Below are 17,195 nucleotides of genomic sequence, written 5' to 3'. Positions count from 1 at the left end.
TCAACAAGGCCAACCGCCCAAGGACTTCAAAGACGGGCCACTAGCCCTACACGAAGTGACGCCAGCGCTCCTTATTCTCCGAGCCCAGCGTCATGGGAGTGGAGCCGCCGCGACGATTAGGTTGCGCGGCCCCACTGTTAGCGTGTCTCCAGTAGAGATGGGTGCCTGGCTGGGGGTGCCGTCCGGCTGGGTGGTGTCGAGTTCGAACACGTACTGCGCCCCTAAGCGGCCGGGTACTTGTATCTTGGCCGGGTCGGGGTCGGCGTTGAGCACGATGAGTAGGTCGTCGTCCTGTTGGGCGATACCGCTGCGGTCGACGAAGCCGACTTGATCGCCAGCCAGGAGCAGTCCGAGGCAACGCCCGGCTGGGTCTGTCCAGTCGGTAGGGGTGAGTTCGGCGCCGGTGGGGCCGAACCAGGTCACGTCGGACAGGGCTGCGCCCTCGGGCCGAAAGCCGGTCAGGAAAGAGCGTCGGCGCAGTGCGGGGTGGCGCCGTTGGATGTCGATAGCGCGGCGGACAAAGGCGATAAGGTCGCGCTGAGCGGTCCCCAGGTCCCAGTCGTACCAACTGATCTCGTTGTCCTGGCAGTAGGCGTTGTTGTTGCCTTTTTGGGTCCGGCCGAACTCGTCGCCCCCACACAGCATGGGGACACCTTGGGAGAGCAGTAGCGTGGCGAGCATGTTGCGTTGCTGTTGGGAGCGGATTGCCTGAATTGCAGGGTCGAGAGTTGGACCTTCGACGCCGTAGTTGTCCGCCCGGTCGTTGGCAGTGCCGTCGTGGTTGTCCTCGCGGTTGGCATGGTTGTACTTACCGACGTAGGTGACCAGATCGGCCAGAGTCTTGCCGTCATGGGCGACGATGAAGTTCACCGAGGCGTCCGGCCCACGACGGGTTTGGCCGAATAGGTCGCTCGAGCCAGTAAGCCGGTAGCCGAGGTCGGCTCGTCCCGTCCCTCCGCGCCAGAAATCGCGGACCGTGTCGCGGTACTTATCGTTCCACTCAGTCCACCCGGGCGGAAACCGACCGACCTGATAGCTGTCCGGGGCACCCACGTCCCATGGTTCGGCGATGAGCTTGGTCCCGGCGAGAACGGGATCTTGGTAGACAAGGGCGAAGAAGTCTGCGAGCTGGTCCACGTAGCCGTATTCCCGGGCAAGAGCCGCAGCCAGATCGAACCTAAAGCCGTCGACATGCATTTCTTGGACCCAGTACCGTAAGGAGTCCAGCACCAGACGTAGCACCTCGGGACGACCGGCATCGACGCTGTTGCCTGTGCCGGTGGTGTCGATGTAATTCTGCGGGGCGGTAGGGTCACTTCGATAATAAATGTCGTCAGCAAGGCCACGCAGGAAAAGTGCGGGGGCATCTGCGGGGCCTTCAGCAGTGTGGTTGAAGACGACGTCGAGGACGACCTCTAGCCCGGCAGAGTGCAGAGTGCGGACCATGTTCTTAAACTCGCCGACCTGCTGACCAGGGAGGTTGGAGGCGGCGTAACCGGCGTGCGGAGCAAAGTAGCCCAGGGTGGAATAGCCCCAGTAATTGGTTAACCCACGGTCGAGCAGGAACTGTTCGGGGACGAACTGGTGGACCGGTAACAGCTCAAGCGTAGTGACCCCGAGGCTCGTCAGATGCTCCAGGACTGGGTCCGCGGTCAATCCGGAGTAGGTCCCACGCAACTCTGTGGGAAGCTGGGGATGAAGGGCGGTTAGACCCTTCACATGAGCCTCGTAAAGCACGGTCTCGGACCAGGGAACTTGGGGTGGGGCGTCACCCGCCCAATCGAAGGCGGGGTCGATCACGAGGCCGTGCATATCTCTTGGGTTATCGCCGGGGGCGTGGCTCATGGCCCGCGCGTAAGGGTCGACGAGCAGACGGGTCGGGTCGAACCGCCACCCGCGGGGTGGGTCGTACGGTCCGGTGACTCGGTACCCGTACCGCTGGTCCGGTCCTATGCCGGGGACCCGGCAGGTCCAGATGTCCTGCTCAGGCCACATGAGGGCGCTACGCTCGGTGCCGTCTTCTTCCAGCAGAATTAGGCTCACGTGGCCGCCTGCCGCTGCGCAGGAGGAAAAAACTGCGAAGTTCGTGCCGGTGCCCTCCCAGGTGGCGCCGAGCCGGCGGTGATCACCGGGGACGACGCCTTGTGCGGGGCCGGCGGGCTCAGTCATAGCCGCCGAACATGAACAGTAGGGCGCGCCGATCGGCCGGGTTGAGCAGACCGTGCAGGTTGCCGCCGCGCAGCATGGCCAGCGATCCAGCCTGCAGGGTGCGAACTTCGAAACAGCGGTCCCGGGTGCCCGAGTCGGCCCAGTCACCGATGACCATCGTGCCAGTGCCGTCGAGCATGAGGAAAACCTCCTGGTTGTCCCGGTGGCGGTGCAAGCCGATGCCGCAGGCGGCTTCCATAACGTGCAAGTCCATGTAATCCACGGTCATGAATTTTTCAACCGCCCCAGGGGCGTGGTCCTTTTTGCCATTGGCATTGAAGTTCCATGACTCAAGGATCCGGGCCAACTCCCCGCTTCCGTTGAATAGCCCGTAGTTGGACAACAGATTGCGGTATTCCAGAAAACCCACGCCGCCGTGCGGGTTGGGGCTAGTGCCGACGCTGAGGTAGTTGTCCCAGCCGCGCATCTGCATCTCGAAGCCCAACCGTGCGGAGCCGTTGGCGGGGTCTGCGACACCGGTACCGTCCAAGGAAGCGGTCCAACTCACCTCGAGGTGGAGAGGGAGGACCGGGTGCATCAGGTGATCGGGGGCGATGGTGCGCAAGTCCTTGGCGTCCACTGCCGCCCGGTCGAATTCGTCACCGCCACCGAAACCCAGGTCGGAACGGCCCTGGAGTCGACCAGAATCCAAGGCGGTCACACCACGGGCGTCGACCAGATCGCGCAGCCCGTTATCGGAGCGACCCCAAATCTCGGCGACATAGCGGCCACTTTCGGGGTCGTACGGCGCCCGCACCGTGACCGGTGCCTCGCCCCGTAGGGAAAAGGTGCAGCCGATCGAGTCGTTGAGTCCGCCGGCCGCCTGGGCCAAGGTGGAGTCTGGCCCGGCGCGGTAGCTGAGGTGAAGGAAAGGCACACGTTGCCCGCCGACGGCCACCCAACCGCGTACCGCTCGGGTGTCGGTGAGCTGAAAGTCGCGCACGTTCTGCTTTTGGAAGTCGGTCTTGTCGTCTTGCTGGACGGGGTCAAGCTGGTCCGGCTGAGCGGCGGGTCCCCACAGCTCAAGGTGGCTGATTGGAAAGAGGTACTGCAGGGAGGTGGTGTCATAGGCCTCGCGGGCGGCGGCAAGCTGGGTCTGCTCAACCAGGTTGAGAAGCCGCAGCAATGGGTTGTCCTGGTCATACGGCGGGACGGTGCCAGGTGATACCCGCATGACGGTGTCGGTGTTGACAATCTCGGGCATTTGATGTCCTCCCGGGCACTTCAGCGTAACGGGTGGGGTGGGCCAGAAATCGGCCGGATCAAAGGGTGTGATAGAGGAAAGCGACGAAGCGTAAGGGATCTATGCCGGAGTTGCGGATACCGTGCACACCGCCGCTCTTGGTGTAAATGACGCTGCCAGCCTGGACCGGCAACTCCCGGCACATCACAGGATCCAGGCCGTAAAGCTGGCGTTCAACAAGCGGATAGTTTCCCGTAGCCGGGTCGTCGCCGTCCTTCATGTACGCCAGACCCTGACCGGCAATGACGTAATAGAGCTCCTCGGAGCCGATATGTCGGTGGGCTCCCTCGATCGTGCCCGGCGGGATGGTGACTTCGTGAAAGAAAATGAGGTGTCCGCCGAACTCGCGCTGGAGGAGCCAGCGCATCTGGATGATGTTCTCCTCGCGGCGTTCGGGGTCACCATCGTTCATCATGGCGTTGCGGTACCTGACCGGTTCTACCTTTCCCGCGTCCGGGATGAAGAATCCGCGTTGGAAGTCCAGCAGGTAATTGTCGTCGCGGACGGTGTTCTCCGGGGCGCTCGGCACAGGGGAGCGGGGCTCCTGGTGGGAGCGGAGGTAGGCGTTGTCCCATTGGACGTTGCCGATGGCTTGGCCGGTGGGGTAGAGCGTGTCCTGCTCCCGGAAGGCGACGGCGAGTTGGCGTAATCCCTTGAGATCACCCAGGGCGGGGGCGAGCTCACTGGCCCGGGTGATTGGGGCGTCCCGGCCCATAATGTTCAGCACGCGGTAGTCATGCGTGGTTCCGAGTGGGGTCTCAAGGGTTTCCCAGATCTCCACGGCGTAGGCAGAAATTATGGGGTCCCAGTGCAACGTGACGAGGGTTTCCCCAGGTGGGGCGTTTTGGGGGATGGCTCTCACCCATGCCTTGAGGGTAGGGCCCAAGCGGCGGCCGACTTCGCGGGCTTGTTCGACCAAACGGAGTCCGGTGTACTCGATTCTCAGCATCCCGCAAAGTCGGGTGCCGTTGAGGTGGACCTCCCCTTTCATGACCGTGGTCTCGGGACCGCTGCGCACCTCGGTGACGTTGTATCGGTACCGACTGCTGCGAGTGGCGTTCAGGTAACGGGCGTGGTAGATGCGGTCGGGGAAGAAAACCACCCGAAAGATTTCGTTTTCCGGAGGGGTAAAGAGGTCCTCAAAGCGGGGGTCCATCTTTCACCTGCTCAGCAGTAGATCGCCCACTCGGAAGGAGTTGGCTTGGATGGTCAGGGTCGGGTTGGCGCCACCTGAGGTGGGCATGAAACTACCGTCGGTGACGTATAGGTTGTCGAAACCCCAAACACGGCAATCCGGATCGAGTACCGAGTCGGTCTGGTCGGTACCGAATCGGGCACCGCCCAGAACATGGTTAGCAATGCGCACCACCGAGTTCTTTACCGAGCCCCAGCTGACGTCGCGGACATCCCCGCCACTGAGGAGGATTTGCCGACATTGCTCGGCGAACTCATCCATCAGTGCGACGTCGTGGGGATGCCAGTCCTTGCGGATATAAGCCACTCGGCGGCCCCATTTATCAGTGACCGTCGGGTGCAGCTCGATTCGGTTGTCCCGCTGAGGCACCTGGTTGGCCATGAACGTCACCGAGAGCCGCCGGCCGAAGTTGTCGTCGAGGTAGCGCTCGAACCCGTCGCCGACCAAACTAGTGTCCTGCAGATAGCCCTTCCAGGTGTTGTCCATGTCCATTGCCTGCCAGGTCCGGGCGAGGGAAATGGGCAGAGCACCGTCGGAGGTGTTGTTGTAGATCACTCCGCCCGCCCACAGGCCCCGCTCACGGACCCACTGGGCGCGGGCACAGTGGTCAGTGGCCCAGTCGCTGTCGAGGGTTTTGGATTTATCTGCCCGATCCGGCACGATGCACTGGGCGCCACCGAAGCAGTGTGTGAGGAAGTATCGGCCGAGCAGGCCGTGGGGGGAGTTGAGGCGGTCGTTGAAAGCCGCGTCCTCGAGCCCAGACAGTTGCAGCAGCCGAACGGACTCGATCGCCGAGCATGCCACGACCACGATGTCGGCGGTTACCGTGCGACCCGCGCCAGCCGGGTCCCGGTAGTGCACCCGAGTCACCTTGGCCCCGTCGGCGGACAGATGGGTGACCGTGCAGTTAGGCCGCAACTCGAAGTTCGGCTGGTCGAGCAGCGGGTCGAGAAGTGCAACCCAGGTATTGGACTTTAGGCCGAGCGGGTCGCCGTACCGGTTGATAAAAGCGGTTTTGATTGTGTCTGGGTCGGCGGGTACCTTTCGGCCGCTTGGTGGATGATCTTCCGTAATCACGGCCAGTGGCGTGCGGTAGCGCCGCATGCCAAGGGCGTCCATCCCGGCTGCTGCGTACTGGCTGATGGCATTTGGTTCCAAAGGAGCCTGGTAGTGGTCAACCGAGGCCTGTTTTTCCTGGTTCGACCTGGTGCCATTGATCCCAATCAGCTCCTCGGCCCGGCAGTAGTAGGGCTCGAGGTCCTCATATGAGATCGGCCAGTCCCGTGCCTCGGACCGTACTTCTCCGCCTGGGTCGTTACGCAGGTCGGTGCGTCCATCATTGAAGCTGGCGAGACGGAAGTCGTCCGGGGTGAAGCGTAGCGATACACCGCCATACAGTTGCGTTCCGCCGCCGACCACCTGGGCGGTGTACCCCTCGATAGTTGCGTATTGACGGCCGTCGTCCCCGTCGTAGACGTGGGGCTCGTCGTTGAGATCAGGCTCCACGTGGCTGGAGAAATATCCTTGGCCCTGGTTGGCCATGCCGGGCACAGTGATGCGCTTCTCCGGTCCGCTTGCGAACATCTCGTCGCGCTTGAAGTCACTCAGCCCGGTCGGGCTCTGGTCCTGGGTGCGTAGCAACGGGCCTTTCTCAAGGACGAGGACCTGCCGCCCGCCCCCTACCAGAGTCGAGGACAGCGGGGCACCTCCGGCGCCGCTGCCGATGACTACGACCTCCACGTGCTCGTCAGCCATGGCCTACCCCCGATAGTCGGTGTTGCGTCCGAGCGGGGCCTCCAGGGCTCGCCGCCAGTCGAACAAGGTCTCGTCTTCGGAGTTTTGGTATCTCGACTCCAGGTACACCCAGCCCGCGGCTCCCGAGTTGCCGCCCGTGCGTGGATGGGCGAATGCGCCAGTTAACGCGTGCCTGCGCAGCAATAACAGGAAGTGCTGAGGATCGGCGTATTGGGAGGTATCCCACCCGTCCACGACATTGGTGGCCATCTCGTCGTACAGGGCCGCATAAGCGTCTAGGGGCAACATGAGCGTATCCAGCCCGCCGTACCGCTGACGGAGTAGTCTGTCGATGATGGCCAGACAGGTGTGGTAGTCATCGGCGTGATGCTGCTCGCTGCGAGCCAGAAGCTTGTCGATGTAGTTGACGACCCCGACCTCTTCATCGAGACGGTACGCCAACGGGAACTCCTGCACCCGGGCCAAGCGGTCGAGCTGGTTGTAAACTTCACGGATGAATTTGCTGTTCTCCGGCAATCGGAACGGCAACAGGTGCGCCACCAACCGCCCGAGCAGTTCACGCTCCCGGGCGCTAAGCACCAGTGGGATTTGGCAGGCTTCAGTGAAGAAGCGAGACCATGTTCGGCCGTTGTCGCTGGTAGCGTACTGGGGGTTGATTGAGTCGACATCCCACTGCTCGTCGACCCCTACCAAGTACCGGTGCGACTGACCCTTCGCTACCCGGATCCCCACCGCCCAGAACCCCGTGTCATCCCCGAGAAAGCGTACTGGGCGGAGCGCGACTGGACTGAAAAGCTCTCCGAAGGTGCCAACCACTTCTACTGAAGTGGGGCGGGTGGCGCGCCCATCGTAGACGAACGTCACTGTGTTGTAGCGGTAAGACTCCTCGGGTGAGTTCCTGTCGAAGTACGAGTCGACGAGCGGGAACCGCCACGGCTCGCACAAGACAGCTCGAGGGTCATCTGACGCATACTGCCCGAAGTCGTGGCGCGGAGCTGTGGTATCGCGGGTAATGTACCGGGTGCATTGATTCAAGACGTGGACATCGTCGAAATTAACCAGCGTCGTCATATGTGGCCCCTTGGAATAGGGTTCTGCCCCACGCTCAGTCTTAGATGTGAAGGGAGGATGATTAAAGCAATCTAATGATGACTGTACAAACGAAAATAACGAGTTCTGTTATATTCCTCGTTGAACTCGCTTGACAACCTTGATCGCTAACGCAATCAAGGTAGCCTGGTAAGGACTTTGGACCCCGACCTCGTTGTGAGATCCGGTGCGACAAGCATGGACTTGGCCGTACTGGGCTCTCAAGAGTTTCTGGTTTTACGTCACATCATGACTGTGCTAATGCGCATGTGTCCGCCCGGGACACGGGAGGGAACTCATGTACGGATACAGAGATCGTTACGAATTTCGCGGGTACTTGGGGTTGATCATTCCCAGGCGTGTGGAGACCATAGTTGATTGTCTCCACTTCACTAAAGTGAGACGGCCAAGGCGCCGTTGCCGACGGTGGTGTCCATGAAGGCTCCACTTGGGTGTGGGCGAAGGGCCCCGGCATGGTACAGGTGCTTTGTGCACACTGCTCGACACCGGCAGGTGGCCGCTTGCGGCAGGCCGCCGGCTGCTAATCCAGGTCATGACTGCACGAATGCGAAACTACCGACCCCTGCCGACGAAGGCTGCTCGTCGTCGCCCGTACCAGCAACCAAGCCAAATGCGCCGGGCTCCGCAAGGTCTTTAACCAAAACCGATCAGGAGGCGGAGTGATCGCTGTCTGGTACGAGCGACAAGGGCCCGCAGACGAAGTGTTGCAGATGGGCGAGCTGCCCGACCCCCATCCCGGACCTGGTGAGGTACGGGTCAGGGTTAGGTACTCCGGGGTGAACCCGGGTGATACCAAGAAGCGCCGCGGCTGGTTGGGCTCCACTATGCCCTTCCCGCGCGTGATTCCGCACAGCGACGGGTCCGGGATCGTGGATCAGGTTGGCCCCCGGGTGGATCCGTCGAGGGTTGGGCAACGGGTGTGGGTATACGGTGCCCAGTCCTACCGGCCCTACGGCACCGCCGCCCAGTATGTCGTCGTCCCCGACCACCAGGCGATCGAGTTACCCACGGAGGTCGACGACCTGACCGGTGCATGTCTCGGCATTCCAGGCATCACCGCCCACCGCGCCGTATTCGGCGACGGCCCGGTGGCCGGGTCCACCGTGTTGGTGCACGGAGCCCTGGGAGCGGTGGGCTCGCTCGCCGCCCAGCTTGCCCATCTCGCTGGTGCGCACGTCATCGCCACTGTTCGCCGCATCGATGACCTGTCCCAGTTGACCGGCCCCTCCCTAACTAGGGCCGTCGCCGTGAATCAGCCCGACCCTGCCCAGGCCATTCGCGCCCACGCCCCTGACGGGGTGGACCGGATCGTCGAGGTCGCCTTCTCCGACAACGTCGACCTGGACGCAGCCGTTGCCAAGAACAACAGCGTGATCGCCGCCTACGCCACTCGAGTCGATCGCCCTGACTTCCCGTTCTGGTCGATGCTGTTCAACAACATCACCATCCGGCTACTAGGTAGCGACGACTTCCCGCCCGCTGCAAAGCATCAAGCGGCCATCGATCTCACCTCAGCGGCTCGTGACGGCGACCTTGTTATCCCTCTCAGCCCCCTCTTGCCGCTCGAGCAGACCGCTGTCGCGCACGACCGAGTTGACACCAACAACCGCCACCGCACCATCCTTGCCATCCCCGGCTGAGGCCCATCATGCGTGAGGAAACAGCGCCAGAACCTGTTTTACATATGGCCGGTTAGAGGACGCCTGTCCAGAGCCTTTAGATGTACGCGGTGAGATGCGGCTATGGCGGTCATGGTTGGGCTGTCATCAGGAATTGGCGCATTTGGCAGCCGTGGCGAAGGACCGAGAATTCCTCCCAGCTGGAGCCGGCGGCGATCCGTAGCCGGGCGCCGGCCGGTGGCGCCTCGTGCGCGCTGAGGTGCGTGAGACCGTCGAAGTCGAACGCCATGTGATCGCGGTGCGGGTACTTCGTCGAGCATCGGATCAACAGCACCCTGGAGGCGGTGACGAGAACGAGGCAGTGATCGCCGCGCCACCACCCGCGGGCGCTGAATTGCACCGTTTCGGATGGATGCAGCAGGCAGTCGGCTCGTCGCAGGCTGTGTCTTAGCAGCAGCCGCTCTCGGAGAGTGAGGTGGCGGGCGAACCGAAGATCGTCGCGCACCGGTGCTCCTTTCGTCAGGCGCCGCCCTGATCGGCCGGGGTGCACGCGAGGCTGTCCTGCGTCACGTCTCGCTCGTCGCTGTGTGGTGCGGTGGTGCTCATGCCTTCCCGGAGCCGACATGGGGTGCGCGGAGCCGGTGCAGTTCTTGTGAGGTGGGGGGCTGGGCTCCGGCTCGTGAGACGGTGATGGCGGCGGCCCGGGCCGCGGTGGTGCCGAGGGTTTTCAGCTCCTGGTGGTCGCGGGGCAACCGTCCGGCGCCGATGATGAGGCTCAGCAACGCGGCCATGTAGGAGTCGCCGGCTCCGACGGTGTCCTTCACTGTGGTGGGGGCGGCCGGTAGGTCACAACGGTGGACTCCTGTGGCCAGTAGCGCGCCCTGCGCTCCACGGGTGATGACGATCAGGCCGGCTCCCCGAGCCAGGAGCTCGTCCAGGACGGTGTGCACATCGCGGCCCGGCCAAAGCCATGCGGCGTCCTCGTCGCTGAGTTTGACGATGTCCACCAGGTCGGCCATCGCATGGAAGGCTTTCACGGTGTCGGCCCGCTCCGGCAGCAGCTGCGGCCTGATGTTGGGGTCGAAACTCAGCAGCGTGCTCGGGCGGGCGCGTTCGAACAGACGGCGCACGGTGGACGCACCGGGGGCCAGGAACGCCGCGATCGACCCGGTGTGCAGCAAATCGAAGTGCTGGTCGAGGTCTTGTTCGGGCAGTGACCAGCGCACGTCGAAGTGGTAGGTGGCTGCGCCGTCGGCGTCCAGGGCCACGGTGGCCGAGGAGGTGGGTTCGTCCTCCCGGATTGACCCGGGGAACAAGCGCACCCCCTCGTCCTGGAAGTGGCGTTCGAGGGCGACCCCCAGCACGTCGCGGCCTAGGGCGGTGAGCAGCGATGTTCGGCACCCCAGCCGGGCCAGACCGACCGCGACGTTGGCGGGGGACCCGCCGGGGTGGGCTGTCGGCACCCCGGCGGCCATGACGACGTCCATGAGGGCTTCGCCGACGACCAGAACCTGCGCCTCATGCGCCGCGCCGGGCATCAGGCGACGTCGACGTAGCGTCGGTCCCCGGCCGGTGGGTGGTGGGCGCCGGTGGCGGTGAGCTTGCCGGCCTCCCACGTCACCTGCAGGGGGTCGGTGATGCGGCCGACGAAGGTCCCGGAGTCGTCGGTGTTCTCGAAGGCGAGCATCTGCCACCGGCCCTGGCGGTCCTGGACGAGCCGCCCGACGTAGAGCGACTCGTCGGCCACCAGATAGGCAGAAGAGATGTCGAAGGGCCCGAGCGGGCCGGGGGCGTTCACGGCCCAGATGCCTCCGCGTTCGGCGCGCGTCTTCCGCTCCGTGGACAGTTCGGTCCCGAGGCAGGAGAACAGGAGCACGTCGCGCCCGTCGACGGTGGCGGTCTGCAGCACCTCGAGCTGGCCGAAGCCGCTGTCCGGTGCGCTGAGCGGGGGCAGCACCTCCCATGAGGCCAGGTCGGGGGAGAACGCGTGCCCGACGACACCGCGCTGGTCCGGGTTGCCGGCTTTCGCGCGGGCGGTGACGAGCATGTGCCAGCCGTGGCCGTCGGGGCTCCTCGAGATCCAGGGGTCGCGCCAGGCTTCGTCGGGCCAGGCGCGCTGGCTGAGCTTTTCGTAGTGCCGTTCGTCCGGTTCGACGACGGTCTCGGAGCGGGTCCAGGTGAACAGGTCGGGGGAGGTGGCGCTGCCGATGCGCTGCACCAGGCCTTTTCCGGCGCGGTCCACGCCGGTGTAGAACATGTGCCACAGTCCTGTGTCGTCGCGCACCACCGAGCCAGTCCAGGTGGCGAGGTCGTCGAAGGCCGGCTCGTCGGCCGGGACGATGGCGTCAGCGTGTTCCTGCCACTGGCGCAGGTCGTCCGAGGTGGCGTGGCCGATGCTGGCGCGCCAGTGTCGCCGGTCGGGGTCCTGCAGGGCGCGTGAGGCTTTGAGGAAGAAGAGGTGGTACTGCTCGCCGTCGTCGGCGAACCAGAAGTCCCACACCCAGGAGGAGGGCAGTTCGAACACGGTCGGTCCTTTGTTAGTCGGTCGGAGGATGAGGATCGGGCGCGGGCTTGCGGGTGGTGTCTCGGGGTGGGGCGATGGAATCGCGGCGGACGAGGGGGCAGGGGAGCAGTGTGGGCCGGTCGGCCAGCAGCTTTTCCTCGGCGTGGCCGTCGATGAGCCGGATGAGGGTCTCGACCGCCCACGCGCCCATGTCGTAGTGCGGCAGCGCCATGGTGGTGAGCCCGGGGTGCAGTCCGGTGGCGATGAGCTCCTGGTTGTCGAAGCCGATGACGGACAGGTCCTGGGGGATCGCCAGGCCGAGCTGGGCGGCGGCGCGGTAGGCGCCCATCGCCATGCGGTCGTTGTAGCAGAACAGGGCGGTGGGGCGGTCGGGCCGGTCGAGCTGCTCGAGGGCGGCCTCGTAACCGCCGGCTGCCTCCGACTCCCGGGCGGCCACCAGTCCGGGGTCGAAGTCGATCCCGGCGGCCTTCAGCGCGTCCCGGTAGCCCTCGAGCCGGCCGTGTGTGGCGGGCACGTCGTCGGTGTTGTTGACGAACCCGATCCTGCGGTGCCCGGCTTCCAGGAGCGCCATGACCGCGGTGCGGGCTCCGCCGCGCTCGTCCGGGACGGTGCAGGGGACCAGGCCGGTCCGGTCCGTGGCGTCGATGAGGACCGCCGGGATCTCGAAGAGCCGCGGCGGCAGGGAGACGGCCCGGTGGTACATCGTGGCGTAGAGGATGCCGTCGACCTGGCGTTCGAGCAGGGCGTCGACGTCCCTGTGCTTGGAGGCCGGGTCGGCGTCCTTGTCGGTGTTGATGATGACCAGGGTGTAGTCGTGCTTGCGGGCCGTCTCCTCCGCACCCTTGATGATCATTCCGGCGTGCGGGGTGGTGGCGATGTCCTCGCTGAGCAGCCCCAGCATGGCCGAGCGCTGGGTGCGCAGGCCCTGGGCCATCCGGTTGGGTCCGTAGCCCAGGGCCGCGGCGGCGTCCCGGACCTTCTTCTTCGTCTCCTCACTGACGCGGGTGTGCGGGGTGTCATTGAGGACGTGGGACACAGTGGTCACGGAGACCCCCGCAGCGCGTGCGACGTCGCGTATGCCTACCGATTTCCGTGCCATCTGTGTCCCCGTCCTGTGCCGTCGTGGTCTCGTGTGCGGTCTACTCGTCCCAGAGCCCGTGCTCGGGCCAGCGCCTGGGCAGGCGCTCCTCCACGGACGGCAGCTCCTCGTGGTGGGCGTGGGTGCCGGTCTGGTACCAGTAGGCGACGCTGGAGAAGTCGTTGCCCTGGTCATTGGCGTGCCCGTGCTCGATCGACACCTTCAGCGAGGAATTGAAGCGCACCGGGTCCTCGATGTGGAAGCGATACATGCTCCACAGTCCGAAGTGCTCCTGCACGCTGCTGCCGAGGGTGATCCCGTGGTACGGGCCGGCGTACTCCCCGCTGGGGAAACCCCAGGCGGCGTTGAAGTAGTCCTCGGTGCCGGTGCCGTGCAGCGAGGGCGGCCAGATCTCGCCGTCGATGAAGAACATGTCGTCGCCCTCACCGGGCCAGCTGAACTGCTGGTTGGAGGCGTCGTGGTTGTCGATGCTCAGCACGCAGCCCACATAGTGCCCCTGCCCGCCGGCGGCGTCGAGGATGACGTAGTTGTCGTCGCCGGTGAGGTTGGTGCCGGGCAGGTCCCAGGGGGCGGGGTTCTCCTCGGTCTGCTCGTGGACGACCTTCTGGGTCTTCTCCTGCCGGTAGTAGGCGTGGAAGCGGGCCACGTCGTCGGGGATGGGCTCCTCGGTGAGTTCGTAGTCGACGTAGTAGAACAGGTTCTGGATCGGCTGGTCGGACTCGTTGCGGATCTGGATCCGCGCGGCGCTGCCGAAGGGCATGGTCCAGTAGCTGTTCATCGCCGCCGCGAACGGGCCCTTGGGCCCGCGGCGCGGACCGAAGATCGCGTTCATGGGCAGGGACACGTAGTGCTTGGCCACGGCGTGCCCGACGCCGAAGAAATCGCCCAGCGGGGCGCGCACGCTCGGGTTCTCCTCGCCATCCCAGTACATCTCCAGGACGAGCTTGCGCAGGTACTTCTCGGAGTAGCAGCGGGTGGTCATCCAGATGTGCTGGATCCGTCCGGCGCCCTGGATGTCGGCGATGACGAAGGTGTCCCCGGGGGCCACGGTCTTGAAGTCGCGGTTGCCGCCGGTCCGGTCCCAGCTCGATTCGCGCTTGGAGCGGGCCGTCTTGACGTGGGCGAGCCCGTTGAGGGGGCTGTTCGGCTGCCAGAATTCCATGGATGTGCTTCTTTCTTGGGTGGGGGTGGGTCAGCCTTTGACCGCACCGAGGGTGAGTCCGGCCACGATGTGGCGCTGGAGGACGAGGGTGAGCAGGACGACGGGGATGGAGTAGAGCGCGGCCAGGGCCGTCATGGAGCCCCAGTCCAGACCGAACTGAGTCTGGAAGTTGGCGATCATGATGGGGGTGGTCTGCGCCCGGACGGCGGTCAGCAGCAGTGAGAAGAGGAACTCGTTCCAGGAGGCCAGGAACGCGAAGATCGCGGTGACCGCCACTCCTCCGGAGACCACCGGCAGCACGACCCGTCGCAGCGCCCCGAGCCGGCTGCAGCCGTCGAGCTTGGCCGCCTCCTCCAGCTCGTCCGGCACGGCGTCGAAGAAGCTGCTCATCAGCCAGATCGACAGCGGCAGGGACAAGGTGGTGTGCGCGATGGCCAGGGCGAAGGAGGTGTCGGCGATCCGCAGGCCCTGGAACAGGGTGACCAGCGGCACCCCGACCACGACGGCCGGCACCATCCGGCACACCAGGGCGATGAGGATGAAGACCTGGCCGCCGGGGGTGCGGTAGCGGGTGATCGCGTAGGCGGCCGGCACGGCCAGGACCAGGGAGATGGCCGTGCTGAGGATCGCGGTGACGGCGCTGTTGACGAAGGACGCCACGACCCCCTCCCGGCCCAGCGCGGAGACGTAGTTCTCCAGGGTGAACTGTGAGCCGAAGACGCTCGGGGGGACCGCGATCGTCTCCAGCGGCGTCTTGAAGGAGGTCAGCAGCAGGTAGAGGAAGGGGAACCCGTAGAGGACGGTGACGGCGGCGAGCAGGGTCCAGAGGATGGTGCGCGGGGCCCTGCCGCGGACTTCGAGGCCGTTCATGTGCGATCACTTCCTGGGCGCCAGATGGTGTAGATGGCCACGACGGCGGCGACGAGCATGCCCAGCAGGTACATGGTGCCCATGGCGCTGGCCAGGCCCGGGTCGCCGAAACGGACGAAGGTGCGGTAGACGAGCAGGGAGAGCGTCTCGGTGCTGCCCTGGGGGCCGCCGTTGGTCTGGATGAGGATGATGTCGAATGCCCGGGCCGCGTCGATGCCGCGGATGATCAGCGCGACGGCGATGACCGGGCGCAGCAGGGGCAGGATGATCCGGCCCAGGATCGTGGGGTAGCTGGCCCCGTCGATGCGGGCGGCCTCGAGCAGTTCCCCCGGCACGTTCTGCAGCCCGGCGAACAGGATCAGGGTGATGAAGGAGGTGGTCAGCCACACGTCAGGCAGCGCGACCGAGAAGAGGGCGATGTCCGGATTGCTCAGCCACTGGATCTGGTCGGTGCTGCGCAGGATGCCCACCCGGCGCAGCAGCTCGTTGAGGATGCCGAAGTTGTCGATCAGCAGGAACCGCCACAGCAGGCCGGCGACCACCGGGGCGATCATCAGCGGGTACATGAAGACGGTGCGGAAGATCCGCGATCTGTCGCCCAGCGCGGAGAAGAGCAGGGCCACGGCCAGCCCCAGGCTGAACTCGAGGGTCACCACGATGAGGGTGTACACCAGGGTGCGCCAGGCCGCCCCGGTGAAGGCCTCCGAGGCCAGCGCCGTGGAGTAGTTCGCCAGGCCGATGAACTCGCGGTCTCCGCCGAAGGGCTCGATGCTGAAGAAGCTGTCGTAGACGAACTGCAGCAGCGGCCAGCCGACGAAGACGGCCAGGAACGCCGCGGCCGGCAGCATCATCAGGGTCGCGAAGCGGCGGTCCGTCAGCCCGCGACGGCGCCGGCGCCGGGACGGCACCGGCTCGACGGGTCGGGCCGGCGGGGCGGGAGCGGCTGGTGGAGGAGATCCGGGGACGGGGTCCCGGCGGTCGGTCACATGCACGGAATGCACCTTTGCTCGAGGGGAAGTGCCGGCGTGGTGGTGGGTGCCCCACCACCACGCCGTCCACCTACTGGGTGATGGCTTCGATCTGCTGCTTGGCCTCGTCGAGCAGCTGCTGGTTGTCGGCCCCCGGCTCCAGCGCCTTCTGCAGCATGGGCACGAGCACGGAGTCGACGATCTCCTGCCAGTCCTCGGTCGCCGGGCGCGGCTTCGTGTTCTCCGCCGAGAGCGTCTCCACCAGCGCGTCGAAGTGCTCGTAGCCGGGCTCGCCCTCGTACTGCTCGAAGGCCGAGACCCGCGCGGCCAGCCCGAGAGAGGACTCGATGCCCAGGGCGTTGTTGTCGTAGGCGAACTGCAGGAACTCGGCCGCCTTGTCCTGCTTCTCGGTCGACTCCGGGATGGACAGGTACCAGGGGCCGGGCACGCCTGCGACCCCGCCGGGCCCGCCGATCATCGGCGCGGCCCCGATGTCACCGGCGATCGGGGAGTCCTCCGGCGTCTGGGGGTAGGCGTGGGCCCAGAATCGCATCATGGCGGTCTCGCCCTGGTAGAACAGGTTCTGCGCGCCGGCCCAGTCGATCTGCGCGGCTCCCGGCGGGGCGGCCTCCAGCTCGTTGTTCAGCCCGACGTAGAAGTCCAGGGCCGCCAGGTGGTCGGCGTCGTTGACCGTGACCTCGCCCTCGGGGTTGAGCACCATGTGCTCCGCCCCCGCCTGCGAGACGGTGGCCAGCCACTCCGTCTCCACGGCGCCCTTGACGTCCGTGCCGTACAGGTCGGTCTCCCCGTCCCCGTCGGTGTCCCTGGTGAAGAACTGCGCGACGTCCTGGTACTGCTCCCAGGTGGTGGGCGGAGCGAGGTCGTATCCGTACTCGGCCTTGAAGTCGGCCTTCTCGGCCGGGTCCTCGAACAGGTCCGTGCGGTAGAAGAGGATCTCCGAGTTTGTCCACACCGGCATGCCGACGAACTCACCGTCGATCTGAGCCTCCTCGACCAGCGCCGGGAAGAGATCGGCCTTGACCTCCTCGGTGAACATGTCGTCGAGCGGAGTGACCGCATCGGCGAAGGTCGGCAACCAGATCGCGTCCAGGGCGGCGACGTCGAAGGAGGTGCTGCCGGAGGAGAACTCGGTGTTCAGACGGTTGTAGAGGCCCTCGTAGGGCAGCTCCACGAAGGTCACCTCGGTGCCGGTCTCCTCCGTGAACTTCTCGGCGATGCCGGTCAGCTCGGCCTTGCCACCGGCCTCGACCAGCACGGTCAGGGAGTCCTCGGCGGCATCGGCTGTCGCACCGCCGCCCCCGGCGCCGCAGCCGGCCAGGACGAAGGCGGACAGCGCGGCGGCGGTGGAGAGGAAGATCTTCTGCCGAGGGACGGCGGCGCCGTGCACCCGGGGATCAACGGGGTTGGCCATGACAGGGGCT

At 65.5% G+C, this 17,195-nt stretch carries 14 protein-coding genes; 1 reads left to right on the top strand and 13 read right to left on the bottom strand.

What is annotated here, in order from left to right:
- Window positions 1–90: 90 nt before the first annotated feature.
- The 5 genes from glgX to AVL61_RS13755 are packed head-to-tail and all read right to left on the bottom strand — an operon-like array spanning window position 91 to window position 7,472.
- Window positions 91–2,169, bottom strand: coding sequence for a glycogen debranching protein GlgX (gene glgX, locus AVL61_RS13775; protein WP_058874894.1), 2,079 nt, complete (start codon window positions 2,167–2,169; stop codon window positions 91–93).
- Complete coding sequence (locus AVL61_RS13770) at window positions 2,162–3,412, bottom strand: cupin domain-containing protein (protein WP_058874893.1); 1,251 nt, start codon at window positions 3,410–3,412, stop codon at window positions 2,162–2,164. Before AVL61_RS13770 ends, glgX begins: the two co-directional genes overlap by 8 nt.
- 58 nt (window positions 3,413–3,470) lie before the next feature.
- On the bottom strand, window positions 3,471–4,607 hold the full coding sequence (locus AVL61_RS13765) for a cupin domain-containing protein (RefSeq protein WP_058874892.1): 1,137 nt from the start codon (window positions 4,605–4,607) through the stop codon (window positions 3,471–3,473).
- A 3-nt stretch (window positions 4,608–4,610) separates the two neighbouring features.
- A complete protein-coding gene (locus AVL61_RS13760; RefSeq protein WP_058874891.1) occupies window positions 4,611–6,401 on the bottom strand; it encodes a GMC family oxidoreductase in 1,791 nt (596 codons plus the stop codon).
- 3 nt (window positions 6,402–6,404) lie between these two features.
- Window positions 6,405–7,472 carry a gluconate 2-dehydrogenase subunit 3 family protein gene (locus AVL61_RS13755; RefSeq protein WP_058874890.1) on the bottom strand — a complete coding sequence of 356 codons (1,068 nt, stop codon included), beginning with the start codon at window positions 7,470–7,472 and terminating at the stop codon, window positions 6,405–6,407.
- A 698-nt stretch (window positions 7,473–8,170) separates the two neighbouring features.
- Here AVL61_RS13755 and AVL61_RS13750 point away from each other — a divergent pair.
- The gene (locus AVL61_RS13750) at window positions 8,171–9,151 is read left to right on the top strand and encodes an NADPH:quinone reductase (RefSeq protein WP_058874889.1); all 981 of its coding nucleotides are present in this window, start codon (window positions 8,171–8,173) and stop codon (window positions 9,149–9,151) included.
- A 109-nt stretch (window positions 9,152–9,260) separates the two neighbouring features.
- Here AVL61_RS13750 and AVL61_RS13745 read toward each other — a convergent pair whose 3' ends face one another.
- From AVL61_RS13745 to AVL61_RS13710, 8 genes are all read right to left on the bottom strand, one after another.
- Window positions 9,261–9,635, bottom strand: coding sequence for a hypothetical protein (locus AVL61_RS13745; protein WP_058874888.1), 375 nt, complete (start codon window positions 9,633–9,635; stop codon window positions 9,261–9,263).
- Window positions 9,636–9,732: 97 nt separating this feature from the next.
- Entirely contained in the window at window positions 9,733–10,668 is a 936-nt protein-coding gene (locus AVL61_RS13740; protein ID WP_058874887.1) for a carbohydrate kinase family protein, read from the bottom strand.
- On the bottom strand, window positions 10,668–11,654 hold the full coding sequence (locus AVL61_RS13735) for a glycoside hydrolase family protein (protein WP_058874886.1): 987 nt from the start codon (window positions 11,652–11,654) through the stop codon (window positions 10,668–10,670). The genes AVL61_RS13740 and AVL61_RS13735 overlap by 1 nt, the downstream gene beginning before the upstream one ends.
- Before the next feature lie 13 nt (window positions 11,655–11,667).
- Window positions 11,668–12,753: a LacI family DNA-binding transcriptional regulator gene (locus AVL61_RS13730; RefSeq protein ID WP_058874885.1), complete on the bottom strand. Its 1,086-nt coding sequence runs from the start codon at window positions 12,751–12,753 to the stop codon at window positions 11,668–11,670.
- Window positions 12,754–12,793: 40 nt separating this feature from the next.
- On the bottom strand, window positions 12,794–13,915 hold the full coding sequence (locus AVL61_RS13725) for a glycoside hydrolase family 172 protein (protein WP_058874884.1): 1,122 nt from the start codon (window positions 13,913–13,915) through the stop codon (window positions 12,794–12,796).
- Between the two features lie 30 nt (window positions 13,916–13,945).
- Window positions 13,946–14,785, bottom strand: coding sequence for a carbohydrate ABC transporter permease (locus tag AVL61_RS13720; RefSeq protein ID WP_058874883.1), 840 nt, complete (start codon window positions 14,783–14,785; stop codon window positions 13,946–13,948).
- Entirely contained in the window at window positions 14,782–15,636 is an 855-nt protein-coding gene (locus AVL61_RS13715) for a carbohydrate ABC transporter permease (protein ID WP_058874901.1), read from the bottom strand. Before AVL61_RS13715 ends, AVL61_RS13720 begins: the two co-directional genes overlap by 4 nt.
- A 208-nt stretch (window positions 15,637–15,844) precedes the next feature.
- Window positions 15,845–17,185 (bottom strand): ABC transporter substrate-binding protein, encoded by a 1,341-nt coding sequence (locus tag AVL61_RS13710; RefSeq protein WP_058874882.1) that lies wholly within the window; start codon window positions 17,183–17,185, stop codon window positions 15,845–15,847.
- Between the last annotated feature and the right edge of the window lie 10 nt (window positions 17,186–17,195).

Source organism: Kocuria rosea subsp. polaris (genome assembly GCF_001483755.1).
Classification (GTDB): Bacteria; Actinomycetota; Actinomycetes; order Actinomycetales; family Micrococcaceae; genus Kocuria; species Kocuria cellulosilytica.
Note: the sequence above shows the minus strand (reverse complement) of the source record. Positions and strands in the feature narration are given on the sequence as shown.